This is a genomic window from Halomonas sp. TA22, from assembly GCF_013009075.1.
Classification (GTDB): domain Bacteria; phylum Pseudomonadota; class Gammaproteobacteria; order Pseudomonadales; family Halomonadaceae; genus TA22.
Window position 1 is genome coordinate 2762307 of sequence record NZ_CP053108.1, and the last position, 18164, is coordinate 2780470.

The window sequence follows — 18164 nt, forward strand, 5'->3', positions numbered from 1 at the left end:
AACCCCTTGCGCTTTCAAGGGACAGGGGCCAACAGGGAGAAAAAGATGAAATATTGGATCGTTTTGCTGGCCGTAAGCGTCGTCGTCAGCGGTTGTCAGATCGTCGACCCCGCCCCCTCGCCGCGTATCGATGTGATCGATATCGGCGAGGATGCCGCTCCCGAGGATCGCGTCACGCCTGGGCGCGTCGCCCGTGAGGTCGCCTTTCCCGAACGCGAGTACGCCGCACTGGAAAAACAGGGCAACGCCGCCATTACCGGCCGTCTGACGCTGAACGGCAGCGCGGGTAGCAACGCAAACGTTGCCGTGGCGCCCGTCACCACCTACTCGGCGGAGGCCGCCGAGAAGGCGCTGGCCGGTCAGGCCGTTGAGCCGGCCGATCCGCGCGCCCAGGCCTTCACCCGCCAGACGCGTACCAATGCCGATGGCAACTTCACCGTCAACGGTCTGCCTGCAGGCGAGTACTATGTCTCGGCCAGCATCACACCGCCAGGCGGCCAGCCACGCGTCGTCATCAATCAGGTTCGCGTCGGGGCGGGCCAAACCGTCAGGGTCAACCTGAGCCGCTGAGCGTCAGGTTCATGGCAGCGGCGAGATAGCCGCCGTCATGCGGCGGATGAACGCCGCCGTCCTGCCGGGATGGGTAAGTGGCAGCATATGACCGGCCCCCGACACCACCTCCTTGTCCAGCTGGACAAGCTGGGAGGTCAAGGGGAACAGGTTGTCGTCGGGATCGAGGAGGTTGTCGTCGGTGCCGTAGAGCACGCCGACCGGCATCGCCAGCTCGCCATAACGCTGCGTCATTGCCGGCAGAGCATGGTTAACGGCGACCAGGTCCAGCGATGACGTATAGGAGTGGGAGGGCCGCAGCGCCAGCAACCCACCACCGCGCTCGGCGAAATCGCCAGGCGGTCGTTGCGGGGAGAAGGCGCGATTCAACATCGTCTCACCCATTGCCAACCCCATCGGGGTCGCCAGGGTCCATGCCATCACACGGCGCAGCGTGGCCGATTCGGTTGCCATCGGCTGGAAGGAGGCAGGTATCTGCTGCTTGCGCGTCAGTGGCGCCAATAGTGCCAACCCGCCTACGCACTCGGCGTGGTCGAGGGCCAGCTTGAGGGCCAGCGTCCCTCCCAATGAGTGGCCGACAATCAGCGGCGACTCGATCCCCTCCTGGCAAATGAAAGAACTGATGGCCTGAGCCTGCCTACCCAGTGCCGCCGCCTCGTCGCCACGTCGCGTGGAATAGCCCGCACCGGGTCGGTCGATGGCGACCAGGCGATACTCGTGCGAGAGATGATCGAAGAGCGAATAAGTGAAGTGCTGCAGAGCGCCACCCAGCCCATGCAGCAGAATGATCACGGGACCCTCGCCCTTCTCGACCACATGAAGCCGAGCACCGTCGACATCGACGAAGCGCCCCTGGGGCGGCACCTGCGCTTCCACGCGGCGGGCGGTCCATGCGGTGAAGGCGGCCGAGGCCACTCCCAGTGCGGCAATCGAGCCGATACTCCTGATAACCCAAGAGGCGCGCGTCATGCATGACTCTCCCTAGCTGTAGCGACCCTCCTACTCTAGTCGAACATCGCCGAGGAGGGGCGTCTACCAGTCGAGAGATTGCTTGACGAAGGGGATGGTCAACTTGCGCTTGGCCGAGAGCGAAGCGCGATCGAGCGTCTCCAGGGCGTCGAACAGATCGCTCAGCCGACGCGGACCGCGGTGCAGAATATAACGTGCTACCTCATCGGGCAGCTGCATTCCCCTGGCCTGAGCGCGCAGCCGAAGGGCCTCGATGCGACCGGCATCATCAAGCGGCTTGACGTGAAACGTCACCCCCCAGCTCAGCCGAGAGGCCAGGTCGGGCAGCTTGACGTCGAGATGACGCGGTGCGGCATTGCTGGCCACCAGCAGGCGTTTGCCTGCATCGCGCAGCCGATTGAAACAGTGGAAGAGCGCCTCTTCCCAGCGCCGCCGTCCAAGCACTTGGTCGAGGTCATCGATGGCCAGTAGATCGAGCCGCTCGACATCCTCGAGGATGTGCGGAGGAAAGTGGCCAAGCTCGGCCAGGGGCAGATAGAGGGCTCGACTGTCTCGATCCCCTGCTTCGTGGCAGGCCGCCTGAAGCAGGTGGCTGCGCCCGACCCCCTCGCCGCCCCACAGCAACAGGAAGGACTCGCCCTGCGCGTCGAGTTGTTCTCGCAGCGCCTTGACCAGCGCGGCGTTGTCGCCGGCCAGGAAATTACCGAAGGTAGCGTCATCGCGCATACCCACGCCGAGGGGCAATTGCCCGGACCCGGGTGTCATCGAGGCTCCTCGTCAATGCCGTCAGTCTGCTCGGCATCATATAACGTACTGTTCTTGTAGCGCTCTTCAAGCTCTCGCAAGAGTACCATGATGATCGCCGCCGCTGGCAACGCCAGCAGCACCCCGGTCATGCCGAACAGCGTCCCGCCCGAGAGCACCGCGAAGATCACCGCCACCGGGTGCAGGCCGATCTTGTCGCCGAGCAGCTTGGGCTGCAACACGGCACTTTCGACGGCCTGGCCGATGCTGAACACCGCCACCACACCGAGCATTGCAAGCCAGCTGCCGTACTGGAAAAAGGCCACGATAAGCGCCACGGCAAGCCCGACGATGAAGCCCAAGAACGGTACGATACTGGCAAGTCCCGCCAGCAGACCGATCAGCAGGCCGAAGCGAACCCCCATCAGCGTCAACCCCAGCGCATAGATTACCCCCAGGCACAGCATGACCAGCAACTGGCCGCGCACGAACGCCGAGAGCACCTCGTCGCAACGCCTGGCCAGGCGAGTCACCTCCGGCTCCCACTGGCGGGGTAGCAAATTGCGCAGGTTGCCGATCAGGCGATGCCAGTCCAGCAACAGATAGAAGGTCACCACGGGTATCAGCGCCACATAGGTGACCCAGGTCAAAAACGCCATGCCCGAGCGCCCCACGTGACCGAGCAGCTGGGCCGCAGCGCCACCGGCTTGCTGCCAATGCTCGGCAAGCGTCTCTTGCAGATTGTCGAGCTCACCGGTCAGATCGTACCCGGTCCACGCCTGGACCTGGGGAGCGAGAGTGTTTTGCACCCACTCGATGATCATCGGTATCACCTCACCGAGCTGCCCGAACTGACGCACCGTCAGCGGGATCAGAATCAGCATGGCAAGCGAAAGCAGCAGTATCAGCACCAGAAATACGCCGCACACTGCCAGTGGGCGCGACCATCCCCAGCGCTCGAGACGGTTGGTCAACGGGTCGCTGAGATAGGCAATGACCATCCCGGCGAAGAACGGCATCAGTATCGCCTCGAGCTGGAACAGCAGCCATACCAGGCCCACCGCCCCCGCCAAGATCCACCACTGTCTATGCACCGCGCCCTGCTCCGCCATCGACATTTCCTTACTGATTAAAGACCCATCCACCGCTCGCCAGCAATGCGAGCCGCAACAGGTGATGCTACAATCCCTGGCTAATTTTTTAGCCTCTTTCCCGCCGCATTACGACAGGACTCGTCATGACCCGCAGCTCGTCCGACTCCTCCCAGCCTTCCAAGCGCCCGACATCGATCAGTTACAAGGATGCCGGCGTGGATATCGACGCCGGCAATGCCCTGGTGGAACGCATCAAGGGTGTGGCCAAGCGTACCACTCGCCCCGAGGTGATGGGTGGATTGGGCGGCTTCGGCGCCCTGTGCCAGCTGCCCAGTGGTTATCGCGAACCTGTACTGGTCTCCGGCACCGACGGTGTCGGCACCAAACTGCGCCTGGCGATGGACCTCGGTCGCCATGACACCATCGGTATCGACCTTGTCGCCATGTGTGTCAATGATCTGGTGGTTGCCGGTGCCGAACCGCTGTTCTTCCTCGACTACTATGCCACGGGCAAGCTCGATGTGGACATCGCCGCCGACGTCGTGACCGGCATCGGTGAAGGTTGTGCCCAGTCAGGCTGTGCGCTGGTGGGCGGCGAGACCGCCGAGATGCCCGGCATGTACGAAGGAAGCGACTACGATCTGGCCGGCTTCTGTGTCGGCGTCGTGGAGAAATCCGAGATTCTCGATGGCAGTATGGTCGCCACGGGCGACGTGCTACTGGGGCTGGCCTCTTCCGGACCGCACTCAAATGGTTACTCGCTGATTCGCAAGATCCTTGAGGTCAGCGATGCGTCGCTCGACACCGACCTTGATGGCGTGACGCTCGGCGATGCGCTGCTCGCCCCCACCCGCATCTACGTCAAGTCGCTGCTCTCGCTGATCAAGCAGAGCGACGTGGAGGTGCATGCCCTTTCCCACATCACCGGTGGCGGCCTGCTCGAGAATATTCCCCGCGTGCTGCCAGAAAACCTGACCGCGCGCATCGACGTCACCGCCTGGCAGCGCCCGGCCGTGTTCGACTGGCTCAAGGCTCAGGGTAACGTCGATGAGCACGAGATGCACCGGGTGCTCAACTGTGGTATCGGCATGGTGGTAGCGGTTCGTGCCGATCAGGCGGATCAGGCGATTGCCCACCTCGAGCAGCAGGGCGAGCGCGTCTACCGCCTGGGCGAGATAGCGCAGCGCGAGGGCGACGAAGAGCAGGTGCGTCTGGAGAACCTCGAAGCATGAGCAGCGAGCAGTACGAGAGCGATACCCTCAACGGCTTCACGCCACAGAGCGCCGAGACGCCCCGGGTAGTGGTGCTGATCTCCGGCAATGGTAGCAACCTGCAGGCGCTGATCGATGCCCAGTCCTACGGCGAACTGGGAGGCGAGATCGCTGCGGTGGTCTCCAACAAGGTCGATGCCTTTGGGTTGAAGCGTGCCAAGGAGGCCGGCATTGCCTCCGTGGCCCTGCCACACCAGGAGTATGAGAGCCGCGATGCGTTCGATGCTGCGTTGATCAAGGTCATTGAGCGCCATGAACCCGATCTGGTGGTGCTGGCCGGGTTCATGCGCATCCTGTCGCCGCGCTTCGTGCAGCGTTACGAGGGGCGCCTGCTCAATATTCACCCCTCGCTGCTGCCCGACTACCGGGGCTTGAATACCCATGCTCGCGCGCTGGCCGATGGGATCACCGAGCACGGCGTCAGCGTGCACTTCGTCACCGATGAGCTCGATGGCGGCCCGGTGGTGATTCAGGCAGCCGTCCGGGTCGAACAAGGCGAGAGCGTTGAGAGCCTGCAAGCCAAGGTGCACGCCCGCGAGCATTTGATCTACCCTATCGCCGTGAAGTGGTTCCTGGAGGGAAGATTGCAACTCGGCCCCCAGGGGGTGACCTTCGATGGCATGCCGCTACCGCCGCAGGGGCTGCGCATGTCGCATGCCGATGCAGCGGAAGAGCTCGACGAGGACGTCGACGACAACTGATCTGATGATGACTGACCATACATCTGCCAGAGACGAACGCCGGGCAAGCCCGGCGTTCGTGCATCATGTCGATTGAAAGTGGTCAGGTTCTGGGCAGCGTCACCCCCCGCTGGCCCATGTACTTGCCGCCGCGATCCTTGTAGGAGATGTCGCAGATCTCATCGGATTCGAGAAACAGCATCTGCGCGACCCCTTCATTGGCGTAGATCTTGGCCGGCAGCGTGGTGGTATTGGAGAATTCTAGCGTCACGTGTCCTTCCCACTCAGGCTCGAGGGGTGTGACGTTGACGATGATCCCGCAACGCGCATAGGTCGACTTGCCCAGGCATATCGTCAATACGCTGCGCGGGATGCGGAAGTACTCCACGGTGCGGGCTAGCGCAAAGGAGTTGGGCGGGATGATGCACACATCGCCCTTGACGTCGACGAAACTCTTCTCGTCGAAGGCCTTAGGATCGACCACGGCGGAGTGGATATTGGTGAACACCTTGAACTCGTCGGCACAGCGCACGTCGTAGCCGTAGCTGGAGGTGCCGTAGGAGATCACCCGTTGGTCGTTGACGTAGCGCACTTGGTCGGCCTCGAAGGGCTCGATCATGCCGTGCTCTTGTGCCATACGGCGAATCCAGTTATCGGATTTGATGCTCATCGAGGCGTCCTTGGAAAGACAAGAAGAACGAAAAGGGCCGTCATGATAACGGCCCTTGGCGTATCGGAAAACCGAAATGGACGCGCCATCAATCGCCGAAGGTGATGCTCGGCCCCTCCTGCTTCAGATCGTCGACGCCGTCGGCCACCGCACGGGCAATGGCACGGAAAGTCTGCGCGGTCTCGCTCTCGGGATCGGCCATCACCGTGGGGCGACCGCTATCGGACTGTTCGCGGGTCGAGAGCTTCAATGGCAGCTGGCCAAGCAGCTGAGTCTGGTACTGGCTGGCAATACGCTCGCCGCCGCCCTCGCCGAAGATCGGTTCGCTGTGGCCACAGTTGGTGCAGACGTGCAGACTCATGTTCTCGACCACGCCCAGTACCGGCACATTGACCTTGCGGAACATCTCGATGCCCTTGCGCGCATCGAGAAGCGCAATGTCCTGCGGTGTGGTAACGATCACCGCGCCCGCCACCGGCACCTTCTGCGCTAGAGTCAACTGGATGTCACCGGTACCCGGCGGCATGTCGATGAACAGGTAATCGAGATCGTCCCACGCCGTTTGGTTGAGCAGCTGCTGGAAGGCACCGGCGACCATCGGTCCCCGCCACACCATCGGCTCGGTGACATCGACCATGAATGCCATCGACATGGCCTGGATGCCATGGGCTTCTAGCGGCGTGAAGCTGTTCTCGCCCGCCGCCTGGGGACGCACTCCCTCGCCGATGCCGAGCATCTGCGCCTGGCTGGGACCATAGATATCGGCATCCAGCAGCCCGACCCGGTATCCTTCAGCGGCCATGGCGAGTGCCAGGTTGACGGTGACGGTCGATTTTCCTACGCCTCCCTTGCCCGAGGCCACGGCGACAATATGCTTTACCCCTTCGATCACGATTCGCTCCTGATTCGTCGATTCTCCGGCTCGGCCGGTCATGCCGACAGTATACCTGCTTGTGCCAGCCTCCCATAACGACGACGGCGAGCCATGCTCGCCGTCGCGTTACCTAGTGCCGCACACCTGTTACTGGTTGGTAGCCTGGGGCTGCTCAACTTGTTCAGTTTCCTGCTCAGCACTCTGCTGATCAGCGTTCTGCTCAGCTTCTTCGCGGGTCGCCTCGGCTTGCTCGGCAGTGTCACCCGCGCGCTGTGCGGCCTGGTCCAGGTCCTCGCCCAGCGCATTGAGCTCATCGCGCCAACTGACCAGTTGTGCCTCGAGACGCTGGAGCTGCGCCGTGCGCTCTTCGGTTCTGGAGGAGAGCTCCTCCAGCCGTGCCTCGGCCTCTTCGACCTCGCGCTGCGCGACCTCGTAATTGCTCAGGGTCTCCTCCAGGCCCGTCTCGACGTGCTCGAAGGTCTGCCTGGAGGCGTCGACCTGGCCTTCCAGCTCCGAGAGCTCCTGCTCGCGAGCCTCAAGCTCGGAGGAGAGCGCTTCAAGGCGCTCCTCGCCATTCTCGATCTGGCTATTGAGTTCGGCATGCCGCCCTTCAGCCTCGGCGATTCTTGCCTCGATCTCGTCGAGTTCGCTGCGCGCTTCATCGCGCGCCTCTCCCGCCTCTTGGGCCTGCTCGCGCAGTGCCTCGAGCTGAGCCTCATGCTGCGCGAAGCGCTCCTCCATCTCTTGAAGACTCGACTGCTGCTCTTCCAAGGCAGCATTGCGCTCCTCGAGACGCTGTTCGGCCGCAGCGACCTCTTCATCGAGACGCACCTGCTGGTCACGTGCCGCTTCGGCCTGCTCCTCGCGCTCGCTCCTGGCCGCCTCGATCTGCTGTCTCAATTCGGCAAGCTCGCTCTCGGCATCCTCGAGCGAAGTCTGCGCCTCGGTGAAGGTCGCAAGTTCACTTTGTAGGGCGCGGTTCTGCTCCTCAAGCGTGGCCACGCGACTCTCCAGCTGGTCGCGCTCCTCTCGCGCCGTATTGGCATTGCTGCTCGCGATGATCGCAAAAATCAGCGCGACAATGGCCACCGCCAGCATGATGCGTACGCGCGTGTCACGAAAGAGCTCGTTCATCGTTATGGTTGATGTTGGTTGCGATGTGGGTTCCGCCATCTTCGTGTCCCCTTCCTTATCGTCTACTCAACCGGGCTTGCGCCTCGGCGCCAGTATCCTACCTGCCTCATCAGCATACACACTTCCGTAACGCACGGAAAAGCAACTTGACAATCCAGCCGTTCCACGTCGGTCAGCATTCGACCTTGCCACGCAACGATTTATTGCGGCTGCTCTTTTTCTTGCTATCCAGACGTCGCTGCTTGGCAGCGCGTGTGGGCTTGCTGGGAATACGCTTCTTCGGAGAGTAAAGCACGCTCTTGATCAGCGCTTTCAGGCGCATGAGCGCATCGGCGCGATTGCGCTCCTGAGTTCGATGCTCCTGCGCCTTGATGACGATCACACCGTCACGGCTGATACGCTGATCACTCAGCGCGAGCAGTTGCTCCTTGATACCCTCCGGCAAGGAGGAGGCGCGTATGTCGAAGCGCAGATGAATGGCCGAGGCCACCTTGTTGACGTTCTGGCCACCCGCCCCTTGAGCGCGTACTGCCTGCATTTCGATCTCGTGATCCGCCAGGAAGATGTTGCGTGACACTTCAAGCATTCGGCTTTTCCAGGATTTTATGGTTCTGCCCACTCGCGGCGCTTATTCTTTCAGCGTGTCTCAACGCTCCAGCGCGACAACCAGGGGGAGCCGGAGACGGTAATGTCCAACTGACGCAGCCAGTCGGCGGTTACCAGATTGGATTGATGCATCATCCAGTAGTCTTGCGGGTCGGGGACGAAGTCGAGATCATACCGCTCAGCATAGATGAGCCCGTCTCGTCCCGCTTCAAAACGTCTGTCAAGCCGCTCGCGGAGCGCTGCCACCTGCTCGGACTCCGCTGACAGCTGATAGACCTGCTCACGCCCTTCAGGCGTTACCTGAGGGGGCAAGGGAGGAGCATCGACCGGATACTCCTGCCGGCCTAACGCACCGCGCGTCGGCCACAACATGGCAACCATCCCACGCCAGGCGCCCTGCTCCTCTCTGGCATACCAGTCCCATTCGCCATAGGTATAACGCACCACCCCACCGTCGCTGCCTGGCAATACCAGACTCGAATGCCGACCATGATCGACAAGATAGAGGAGTTTGGGATTCTGTAGCTCTTGGGGAAGCGTCACACGGGCAGTACAGCCACTGAGCCATAATGCCAAAGGTAGTGCCAAGACGAGAGTGAAGCGACGCCTTGCCTTCATGCTTATTCGAGAACGTCTGCCAGTGACCTGTCACTGGTCACCGGCAAGACCGCTCCGCTCAGCGCAGTCCGAGCATGGACAGGATGAACAGCACGACGACGATCAGACCGATGATATAGATGATATTGCGCATATGGCTCTCCTTGCTGGCAAAAAAGTCATGTGGCCCCTATATCGTCCTGATAAGGTTATCCACTCGATTAGCCGATCCGTATGAACGGTGACTGACCCATAGTGTAGCGCCCATCTCGAATCATGCCATCACCTGAGTTATCACTCCTTTCATCACCAACGCGAGCGAGGCCACGTATCTCGGAACCAATCGTTGCGCTGCGTCTCGAACGTTATCTCTACTATCGAAACCGCATGGCGGTAAGGAGACCCGATGCGCTTGCCTTTGATGATGTTGCCCTGCCTGAGCCTCGTGGCACTGCTGAGCTTGAGCGCCCCGGGTCATGCCGGCGATGAGCCTGCTGAGACGCTGTCGGCTAGCGCGACGCTGGACCGTTCGGTGCTGGACGCAGCCGCCGAGCGTGCCGGTACGCTTGAGCGACTTCACGCCCTGGTCATCGCTCATGATGGAGAAGTGGTGCTGGAACATCACCAGGGTGGCGCTGGCGTCTCCCAGCCGGCCAATATCAAGTCGCTCTCCAAGACGGTACTCGCGGCGCTGGTCGGCATTGCCATCGAACAGGGTATATTCAAGGGCGACGACCAGCCCATCACCGAGCCGCTCGGCCCGCTGGTGCCGACGCGTGCCGACCCCCGAGTAGAGACGATCACCGTGGGCAACCTGCTCTCGATGCAAGCCGGTCTCGAGCGCACCTCAGGAAGCTTCTACGGTGCCTGGGTCGCCAGTCCCAATTGGGTCGACTATGTCCTGACCCGTCCCTTCATCGATGAGCCCGGCGGTGAAATGCTCTACTCGACCGGCAGCAGCCATCTGCTCTCGGCGGCGCTGACCCAGGCGAGTGGCGAGGATACGCTCACGCTGGCACGCCGATGGCTTGGCGAGCCACTGAATATCACCATTCCCGCCTGGCCTCGCGATTCTCAAGGGATCTACTTTGGCGGCAATGACATGCTGCTCTCACCATTGGCCCTGGTACGGATCGGCGAGCTGTATCGCAACGATGGCGTACTGGATGGTCAGCGCATCCTGCCCGACGGGTGGGTGGAGAGCTCCTGGCAGCCCCGTGGCAGATCAAGCTGGACCCAGGAGGAGTACGGCTATGGCTGGTTCAGCATCGAGCTTGGCGGCGAACGAGTCCATTACGGGCGTGGCTTTGGCGGACAGGCACTCTATGTGATACCCGAGCGCGGACTGACCATTGCCATGACCGCCGACCCGACGCCTCCCTCATCGGGGAGCTATCAGCGCCGCCTGCACCAACTGGTGGAGGAGTTGCTTCTGGCGATGCACTGAGCGTCGGTTGGCTCACTGGTCCCACTGACCGCTGCGTTTCATCTTGCCCCAGCCGTGCTTGCGGTGGGAAAACCACTGCCATAGGCCTCGGCAACGCCACCCCATGCCGATCGCCACCAGCAGGAATATCGTCAGTGCCGCCGGCGCCTCCGTCCAGCAGACACCAGCATTCAGGATGGAGGTGCGCCGCAGGCTGGCATTGGCGACATAGTCACCGGGCAGGCTGCGCTGCACGCGCAAGTCGACTTACCATCGGGGAGGAAATCGGCACCGAAGGTCATGCCCGCCTCGGGCTGCAACGGCTTGGGCGGTCAACATCAATACCGGCACCTCTTGCCAAGCCGACAACTCACGCAGACACCCAAGTACCTCCAACCGTCAGAATCAGCAATGAATCCTGCGCGGTAGGCTCCGTGGGAGTCGGAGTCGTCATGAACCCTCCTCTGCACTGGGTGAAGCAATGTCGGCGACGCAAGGCAGGCGCACCTGGAAGCAAGTCCCCTTGCCCGGCGTCGATGTAAAACCGATCTCGCCCCCCTGCTCGACGACCAGCGAGCGGGTGATTGCGAGTCCAAGACCGGTGCCGCCGGTACGCCGCCTATCGGAGGAGTCGGCCTGGGCAAAGCGGTCGAAGACTTTGGACTGGAACGTCTCGGGAATTCCGTGCCCCCTATCGGTAAGGCGAATCTCGAGCCATGGGCTGGCGGTATCAGCCTCCGCCCTGGAAGTGCGGCGGATGCCGACCGAGACCCGCCCACCCCGTGGAGAGTGCTTGCAGGCATTGGAGAGCAGGTTGGACATGACCTGGGCGAAGCGGTCCGGATCGATCTCGACGATGCCATCGGCAAGTTCGCCATCTAGATGTAGCGATATGCCGAACTCCTCGGCGTAGGGAGCATTATCCAGTAACGCTTGCCTGACCAACGGCTGCAGTGCCAGCAGTCGGGTATGGAAGGTCAGGTGGCCCGACTCGAGCTTTTCGATATCGAGGATATCGTTGATCAAGCGCACCAGACGTTCGCTGTTCTTGTGGGCAATCTCGACCAGCGGCTGGCTCGGCTCAGGCAACTGCCCCTCCATGCCACTGCTGAGCACGTCCAATGCCCCACGAATGGCAGTAAGAGGAGTGCGCAGCTCATGACTGACGGTGGCGATGAACTCGGCCTTCATGCGCTCCATCTGGCGCCGCTCGGTGATGTCCACCGCCACGGCGAGCAGATAGCGGCTGGAATCGGAGAGCGTCAGCGTGCGCTTGAGCAACTGCAGCCCGCGCACCTGACCGGTGACGTCTTGCACCTCCACCTCGGGCACGCGCAGCTCGGCACGCCCGGCCAGCAACCCACTATCACCGGCAAGCAGCGGCAAAAGCAGATTGCCACGCGTCAACTCCGCCGGACGCAGCCCCTCCAACTGCTCCGGCTCCATGCCCAGAAAATGGGCAAAGGCCTGGTTGCAGAGCAGGAAGCGACCCTGGATATCGCGGGCAAATATCAGGTTCTCGTCGGCATCGACTACGCTGCGCAGAAAGGCCTGCTGGTCGCGCAGACGGCGGCGGCTACGCAGCCGGTCGGTCACATCTCGGGAAATGGCCAGATATTCACCGTCACTGGTGGGCAGGATGCGCACCTCGAATTCACTGCCCCCGTCATGCCACAGGAAGGTATGCAATACCGTGCGGTCCTCCGTTGCGGCAAGCCGTGCCAGCAGCTCCTGCCCAAAGGCTTCGGAAACCGACGGCGGAGTCGCTTCAACATCCAGTCTTGTCACGCTATAGGGCGGGTCGATGCGATACAACTCATCGGGTACCGCCTGCAATAGTGCGGCGAGTCGTGCCTCGCGATGTTCTGCATCGCGCATCAACGAGTGGCGAAGATGCAGATTACGGTTTATCGAAATGAAGGCCGCAACGAAGAGCACGGCGATCAGCAGCGCACCGAGGATATCCAGCCACTGCGCACGCTCGGCTTGCTGCTCGGCACGCTGAATGTCAGCCGCGAGGCGTTCACGCTCGGTCGACATGAACTCCTCTAGCAGGTCGCGCAGCTGATCGGTAGTCTGACGCCCGCCGGCTGCCAGCACCCTCAGAGAGGCGGCTTCGAGCCCGTCCGACTCGCGCACCGCAATGTTGGCCGAGGCAATCGCCTGGCGCCGTTCGATCAGACGATCGAGGCTGGCAAGCCAGCCGGAGTTGATCTCGGGACGGTCATCGAGCAGCATACCTAGCCTGGCGCGCTCATCGGCAAGCCGGGTCCTGGCCTGGTGATAGGGTGTGAGATAGTTCGCCTGGCCGGTGATCACATAACCCCGCTCTCCAGTCTCGATCGCCTGGGTCGAGGTGAGTAACTCCTGGATGACGGTGATCAACTCGAGTCCTGAATTGACCCTGGCGTTGGCATCCAGCAGCGCCTTCTGAATGCGCAACCCCTGCACCCCCATGCCGATCATCAGCACCACTCCAAGGCCGAAGGCCAGATTGTGCCAGAGGGTGGCGGGAAACTTCCGTGTTAGCTTGACCGTATCCATGGACTCTCGCTGGTGTCATTGACCTGCTGCTTGTACGCTCTCGAAGCGATATCTTGTCGCAGCCAGGCTTGCATTAAGTTCCGGTTGATTTCGGCAGGGCGGTACGACATCGACGAACCAGCGACAATCGTAACGACACTCGTAAAATAACTCACTCTGCCACAGATGAGTTTATCACCCACTATGCACTGATAATGGTGACGCGGGATATAAGGATGCCATGCAACCAATACGAGAGTGGCGATTGATCAGAACGCGGCATCTGGCCCGTTTCGTCTGGCGGGTACTGGGCGCTTTTCTACGTAACCGGGGGATTCTTCTGGCGGGCGGTGTCGGCTACAACGTGATGCTCTCCATCGTGCCGCTGCTGGCGCTGCTTAGTGTGCTGTTGACCCATGTGGTCGACGAGCAGCACCTGATCGGGGTGATCGCGATCCAGACGCAACATCTCGCCCCGGCCCATGCCGGTATCCTGCTCGAAGCGGTGGAAGCGCTGCTCGACTCTCGCGATGCCATCGGGATGCTGGGGATACTGGTGCTGCTGCTGTTCAGCTCGTTCGCCTTTCGCATGCTGGAAGATGCCATGGCGATCATCTTTCATCAGCCCGACAACCCGAGCCGCCGCAGCTTCTGGGTCTCGGCCATACTGCCCTATGCCTTCATGCTGGTGTTGGGCTTCGGCTTGATGGGCCTGACCCTGCTGGTCTCCATGGCGACGGCGCTTAACACGCTCGTCTCGGCGATCTTCGGCAACGGCCTGCCCCTGGCCGGGGTCTCCATGGCGATGCTCAATACGCTGAGTTTCGTCGGTATGTTCTTCATGTTCAGCGCGATCTACAAGATTCTGCCGGTAGTGCGCATCTCGGTGCGTCGCGCGCTGGTCGGCGGCTTCGTGGCGGCACTGCTGTGGGAGGGAGTACGCCTGCTGCTGGTGGTCTATTTCGCCAACATCTCCTTCGTCAACGTGGTCTACGGCTCGCTCGCCACCCTGATCGTGGTACTGCTTAGCCTCGAGGTGGGGGCGATCATACTGCTGCTCGGTGCCCAGGTGATCGCCGAACTCGAGCGCAGCGCCAGGGCCGGCGTGCCCTGGCATGTCAACCCGCGCCAGGCGGTGATCACCCGTGTGGACTAGCCGAAGGATCAGCGGCGTTCCTGCGGCGATTGCCGGCGCAGACGCCGCCAAAGCGCAATCAGACTCTTGCCACTGATCATCCCCAGCACGTAGACCAGCAACAGCAGCAGAGCGAGCGGCAACGAGACGCTCCAGGTCAGGAAGTTGGCCTCCACTACGCCGATGTTCTGCACGAACAGAATGATCACCACCAAGGTGATCACGATCTTGAGTGTCAGGAGAAGCTTGTCCATGTGGCTCTCTCTTTGCCTTGCTCTTCTATCTTGTCGCTTCGCTCAGACCAGCTGGTTGAACACCAGGACCAGCGTGCTCAGCGTGACCAGCATGGCGACCATCACCAGCAGCCCATCCTTGGCCATCAGCCCCAGCCCGAAGAGCGCCAGCGCCAGGCCAGCGGCGTTGGCGCTGAAGGGCACCAGCTCCATGGGTGGCATGGCCAGGGCGATCAATACGCAGAAGATGGCGACGATCCGCACCCCCTTGTGGCTGAGCATCCAGACCAGGCGATTCTTGAGCAGATAGTCGATGCCGCGTGCCGGCTTGCGCATCCAGCCCAGGGCCTTTGTGAACTTGTCACTGGCAATCGAGCGATTCAGCATCAGCTTGGGAAGCCAGAAGTGATCGCGCGCCATCAGCAGTTGTACCGATACCAGCAGGATGATGGCGGCCGCCAACGTCGGCAGGCCGGGTATGCCGCTGATCACCGGCGCCAGGGTGAGCAGGCCCGCCACCAGCAGCAGCGGGCCGAATGAGCGACGCCCCACCGCCTCGACGATATTGTCGATGCTCACCTCGTCGCGCTCGGCACTCATCTCCTCGAGCAGGTCGAGCAGCGCCTCGAAGTTCTTGGGCGAATCGGTTGGCGCATCGTTTGAAGTCATTGCCTCTCCAGCCGCGACTGTACTTCCAGCTTGGCGCGAATGAAGTCGCTGTGGCCGACATGCAGCAGGTCCGACAGACGCCGGATGCGGTGCTCCTCCAGAGGGTCGAGCTCGCCATCGGCATAGGCGAGCTGCCACATCAGTTGCACCAGTTCATAGCGGGAGTCGTAGCCGTAGTGCTCCTTGATCAGGCTGACGAACTGGTAATGGTCCACCGCCTCCTCCACTTCCTGTTGCGCCAGGCTCATCAACTCCTCGACCGCCTCGTCGGTCAGGTGATAACGGCGAACCAGCATCTCGCGCAGGGTAGCGAGCTCGGCGTCGCTGGTCTGGTAGTCGGCCCGCATCACCTCGCAAAGCAGCGCGGCGCTGGCCAACTCCAGCGTCAAGGGGCGATCTTGGCGGGTATCGGGTTCGGACAGGGCGCGCTGAAAGAATTGCTGAATCGAATCAAGCATCAAGTGTTCTCCAAAGGCGTCCGACCTTCGACATTGATCAGACGTCTTGCGTTCGATTATTCGCCCTCGCCCAGGCCCTGCTTTCTGTCGCGAGGCCTGACCTTGTCGATGACCACCTCGGGATGGTGACGGCGAATCACACGCTTGAGCTCCTCCTCCCGCTCATCCTCGACATCGACCATCATCAGCATATTGCCCCGCCGCATGGACTTCTCGAACTGGCTCACTTTCACGTCACGCACCGAAACCCCAATCATTGCGCTGGACCAGAGCCCGAAGGCCCCACCGAAAATCCCCATCCCGATGGCCAATAGAAAGATATTGGTATCGGCCATGATGAAATGGATGATGATGCCCAGCACCACGCCCATTGCCGCACCGAGCACCACACCTCGCTTTGACGCTTTGGCCACATCAGAGGTCTGGCGCAGCGTGGCATTGGGTAGCCCCTCCCGCTCCAGCGGCTTCCAGTCTTTGCCAACGATATGCATCTCCTCCTTGCTCAGGCCCATGTCGCTGAGTTCGTGGGCGATCTCTCTGGTAACGTTTTTGTCCGGCGTAAGAAAGTAGAGGCGTTGCATGGGTCGCTCCCGAAGCTGAGTGTTGTTGGTGTTATTGCTGTCGTGATGCTGCGCTGCTCGTTACAGCGTTGCCGATGTTGGCGATTACGGCAAGCTGAGCACATAGCGCCGGGAATGGCGGCGCGCCGGATTCAAGGTTTGAGGCGGTAGCCAGTCTTGAAGATAAATCCAACCGCCGCCAGGCAGATCGCCAGAAACAGCAGAATCATGCCAAGACTCGCGATCACGCTGACATCGCTGATGCCATAGAAGCTCCAGCGAAATCCGCTGACCAGATAGAGCACCGGATTGAATAGCGTCAACGCCTGCCAAAACGGTGGCAGCATGTCGATCGAATAGAAGCTGCCGCCGAGGAAGGTCAATGGGGTGATGATCAGTAGCGGTACCAGTTGCAGCTTTTCGAAGCCGTCGGCCCAGATGCCGATGATGAACCCCAGCAGGCTGAAGGTGATGGCGGTGAGCACCAGAAACAACAGCATCCACACCGGATGCGCCACCTCCAGCGGTACGAAGAAGCCCGCCGTAGCCAGAATGATCAAGCCGAGCAGCACGGATTTGGTCGCCGCCGCCCCAACATAGCCCAGCACGATCTCGAAATAGGAGATCGGCGCCGAGAGCAATTCGTAGATCGATCCCGAGAACTTGGGAAAGAAGATGCCGAAGGAGGCATTCGAGACGCTTTGCGTCAGCAGCATCAGCATGATCAGTCCGGGCACGATGAAGGCTCCGTAACTGACCCCCTCAATCTCGCTGATGCGCGAGCCAATGGCGGCGCCAAACACCACGAAATAGAGCGAGGTCGAGATGACCGGCGACACGACGCTCTGCAGCAGGGTTCGCCTGATACGCGCCATCTCGGCACCATAAATGGCGAGAACCGGACGGTAATTCATGAACGCTCCTTGACCAGGTCGACGAAGATATCCTCAAGCGAGCTTTGCCGAGTATGCAGATCCTTGAAGGTAATGCCTGCGCTGTGCAACGCACCGAGCAACAAGGTGATGCCGCCATCGTTGCCGGCGCCGCGTGCGGCATCGTAGGTGTAGGTCAGCTCACTACCATCCTCGCTCAAGGCAAGCGGATAGGACGCAAGCGAGGCAGGCAGCGCCGACATCGGTTCATGCAAGTGCAGTGTCAGCTGCTTGCTGCCGAGCTTCTGCATCAGCCTCTGCTTCTCCTCCACCAGGATGATCTCGCCACTGCTGATCACCCCGATGCGGTCGGCCATCTCCTCGGCCTCCTCGATGTAATGAGTGGTGAGGATGATCGTGACCCCGCTGTCGCGCAGCCGCCTCACCACTTCCCACATGTCGCGACGCAGCTCGACATCGACGCCTGCGGTGGGCTCATCGAGGAACAGAATCTTCGGCTCGTGGGAGAGCGCCTTGGCGATCAGCACCCGGCGTTTCATGCCACCGGAGAGTGTCATCAACTTGTTGCCACGCTTGTCCCATAGCGCAAGCGACTTGAGCACACGCTCGATGTGCGCAGGATCCGGGGCCTTGCCGAACAGACCGCGGCTGAAGCTGACCGTGTCCTGCACGGTTTCGAAGGCCTGGTTGGTCAGCTCCTGCGGCACCAGACCGATGCGCGAGCGTGCCGCCCGATAATCGGTGACGATGTCATGCCCATCGACCAGCACCTGCCCCTCGCTTGCGTTGACCAGGCCACAGATGATGCTGATCAGGGTAGTCTTGCCCGCGCCATTGGGGCCCAGCAAGGCAAATATCTCGCCACGTCGAATCTCCAGGTCGATATGCTTGAGTGCATGAAATCCCGAGGCGTAGGTTTTCGACAGATTCTGCACAGAGACGATGGCGGGGGCTGCCTGGCGCTGCTGTCCATCCTCGGCCAGAGAGCCGGCGGCATCGAAGTAACGGTTCATCGACAGTGATCCATGCGCAAAGGTGACACGACATGCGGTTCTGCA

21 protein-coding genes are annotated in these 18164 nt (G+C 61.5%); 5 read left to right on the forward strand and 16 right to left on the reverse strand.

The window, feature by feature from the left end; translation table 11 throughout:
- Positions 1–45: 45 nt before the first annotated feature.
- Positions 46–570, forward strand: a complete 525-nt coding sequence (locus HJD22_RS13055) for a carboxypeptidase-like regulatory domain-containing protein (protein WP_208653941.1) — start codon at positions 46–48, stop codon at positions 568–570.
- A 9-nt stretch (positions 571–579) separates the two neighbouring features.
- Here HJD22_RS13055 and HJD22_RS13060 read toward each other — a convergent pair whose 3' ends face one another.
- From HJD22_RS13060 to HJD22_RS13070, 3 genes are all read right to left on the reverse strand, one after another.
- Positions 580–1539, reverse strand: a complete 960-nt coding sequence (locus HJD22_RS13060) for an alpha/beta fold hydrolase (RefSeq protein ID WP_208653942.1) — start codon at positions 1537–1539, stop codon at positions 580–582.
- Positions 1540–1602: 63 nt separating this feature from the next.
- On the reverse strand, positions 1603–2304 hold the full coding sequence (gene hda / locus HJD22_RS13065; protein WP_208653943.1) for a DnaA regulatory inactivator Hda: 702 nt from the start codon (positions 2302–2304) through the stop codon (positions 1603–1605).
- On the reverse strand, positions 2301–3395 hold the full coding sequence (locus HJD22_RS13070) for an AI-2E family transporter (RefSeq protein WP_208653944.1): 1095 nt from the start codon (positions 3393–3395) through the stop codon (positions 2301–2303). The genes hda and HJD22_RS13070 overlap by 4 nt, the downstream gene beginning before the upstream one ends.
- 125 nt (positions 3396–3520) lie before the next feature.
- Here HJD22_RS13070 and purM point away from each other — a divergent pair, with 125 nt between their 5' ends.
- Together purM and purN are read left to right on the forward strand one after the other, a co-directional pair.
- Positions 3521–4609, forward strand: coding sequence for a phosphoribosylformylglycinamidine cyclo-ligase (purM, locus tag HJD22_RS13075; protein ID WP_208653945.1), 1089 nt, complete (start codon positions 3521–3523; stop codon positions 4607–4609).
- A complete protein-coding gene (gene purN, locus HJD22_RS13080; protein ID WP_208653946.1) occupies positions 4606–5349 on the forward strand; it encodes a phosphoribosylglycinamide formyltransferase in 744 nt (247 codons plus the stop codon). Before purM ends, purN begins: the two co-directional genes overlap by 4 nt.
- Positions 5350–5431: 82 nt before the next feature.
- Here purN and dcd read toward each other — a convergent pair whose 3' ends face one another.
- From dcd to HJD22_RS13105, 5 genes are all read right to left on the reverse strand, one after another.
- Positions 5432–5998, reverse strand: a complete 567-nt coding sequence (gene dcd / locus HJD22_RS13085) for a dCTP deaminase (protein WP_208653947.1) — start codon at positions 5996–5998, stop codon at positions 5432–5434.
- 88 nt (positions 5999–6086) lie between these two features.
- On the reverse strand, positions 6087–6890 hold the full coding sequence (apbC, locus tag HJD22_RS13090; RefSeq protein ID WP_302051027.1) for an iron-sulfur cluster carrier protein ApbC: 804 nt from the start codon (positions 6888–6890) through the stop codon (positions 6087–6089).
- A gap of 129 nt (positions 6891–7019) precedes the next feature.
- A complete protein-coding gene (locus tag HJD22_RS13095; RefSeq protein WP_208653948.1) occupies positions 7020–8006 on the reverse strand; it encodes a hypothetical protein in 987 nt (328 codons plus the stop codon).
- Between the two features lie 172 nt (positions 8007–8178).
- Positions 8179–8592, reverse strand: a complete 414-nt coding sequence (gene arfB, locus HJD22_RS13100; RefSeq protein ID WP_208653949.1) for an alternative ribosome rescue aminoacyl-tRNA hydrolase ArfB — start codon at positions 8590–8592, stop codon at positions 8179–8181.
- Between the two features lie 50 nt (positions 8593–8642).
- Complete coding sequence (locus HJD22_RS13105) at positions 8643–9230, reverse strand: hypothetical protein (RefSeq protein WP_208653950.1); 588 nt, start codon at positions 9228–9230, stop codon at positions 8643–8645.
- Positions 9231–9615: 385 nt separating this feature from the next.
- Here HJD22_RS13105 and HJD22_RS13110 point away from each other — a divergent pair, with 385 nt between their 5' ends.
- On the forward strand, positions 9616–10656 hold the full coding sequence (locus HJD22_RS13110) for a serine hydrolase (protein ID WP_208653951.1): 1041 nt from the start codon (positions 9616–9618) through the stop codon (positions 10654–10656).
- A 12-nt stretch (positions 10657–10668) separates the two neighbouring features.
- On the opposite strand, the gene HJD22_RS13115 is transcribed toward HJD22_RS13110, so the two are convergent.
- Complete coding sequence (locus tag HJD22_RS13115) at positions 10669–10890, reverse strand: hypothetical protein (RefSeq protein ID WP_208653560.1); 222 nt, start codon at positions 10888–10890, stop codon at positions 10669–10671.
- A 195-nt stretch (positions 10891–11085) separates the two neighbouring features.
- Positions 11086–13179, reverse strand: coding sequence for an ATP-binding protein (locus HJD22_RS13120; RefSeq protein ID WP_208653952.1), 2094 nt, complete (start codon positions 13177–13179; stop codon positions 11086–11088).
- A gap of 220 nt (positions 13180–13399) precedes the next feature.
- Between HJD22_RS13120 and HJD22_RS13125 the strand changes: the two genes are divergently transcribed.
- The gene (locus HJD22_RS13125) at positions 13400–14314 is read left to right on the forward strand and encodes a YihY/virulence factor BrkB family protein (protein ID WP_208653953.1); all 915 of its coding nucleotides are present in this window, start codon (positions 13400–13402) and stop codon (positions 14312–14314) included.
- 8 nt (positions 14315–14322) lie between these two features.
- Here HJD22_RS13125 and HJD22_RS13130 read toward each other — a convergent pair whose 3' ends face one another.
- From HJD22_RS13130 to HJD22_RS13155, 6 genes are all read right to left on the reverse strand, one after another.
- Positions 14323–14547 (reverse strand): lipopolysaccharide assembly protein LapA domain-containing protein, encoded by a 225-nt coding sequence (locus HJD22_RS13130; RefSeq protein ID WP_208653954.1) that lies wholly within the window; start codon positions 14545–14547, stop codon positions 14323–14325.
- A 42-nt stretch (positions 14548–14589) separates the two neighbouring features.
- Positions 14590–15195, reverse strand: coding sequence for an exopolysaccharide biosynthesis protein (locus tag HJD22_RS13135; protein ID WP_208653955.1), 606 nt, complete (start codon positions 15193–15195; stop codon positions 14590–14592).
- On the reverse strand, positions 15192–15653 hold the full coding sequence (locus tag HJD22_RS13140) for a TerB family tellurite resistance protein (protein WP_208653956.1): 462 nt from the start codon (positions 15651–15653) through the stop codon (positions 15192–15194). The genes HJD22_RS13135 and HJD22_RS13140 overlap by 4 nt, the downstream gene beginning before the upstream one ends.
- A gap of 56 nt (positions 15654–15709) precedes the next feature.
- Positions 15710–16234: a DUF1269 domain-containing protein gene (locus HJD22_RS13145; protein WP_208653957.1), complete on the reverse strand. Its 525-nt coding sequence runs from the start codon at positions 16232–16234 to the stop codon at positions 15710–15712.
- Positions 16235–16365: 131 nt separating this feature from the next.
- Entirely contained in the window at positions 16366–17127 is a 762-nt protein-coding gene (locus HJD22_RS13150; RefSeq protein WP_208653958.1) for an ABC transporter permease, read from the reverse strand.
- Positions 17124–18119: an ABC transporter ATP-binding protein gene (locus tag HJD22_RS13155; RefSeq protein WP_217267762.1), complete on the reverse strand. Its 996-nt coding sequence runs from the start codon at positions 18117–18119 to the stop codon at positions 17124–17126. Before HJD22_RS13155 ends, HJD22_RS13150 begins: the two co-directional genes overlap by 4 nt.
- Positions 18120–18164: the final 45 nt, after the last annotated feature.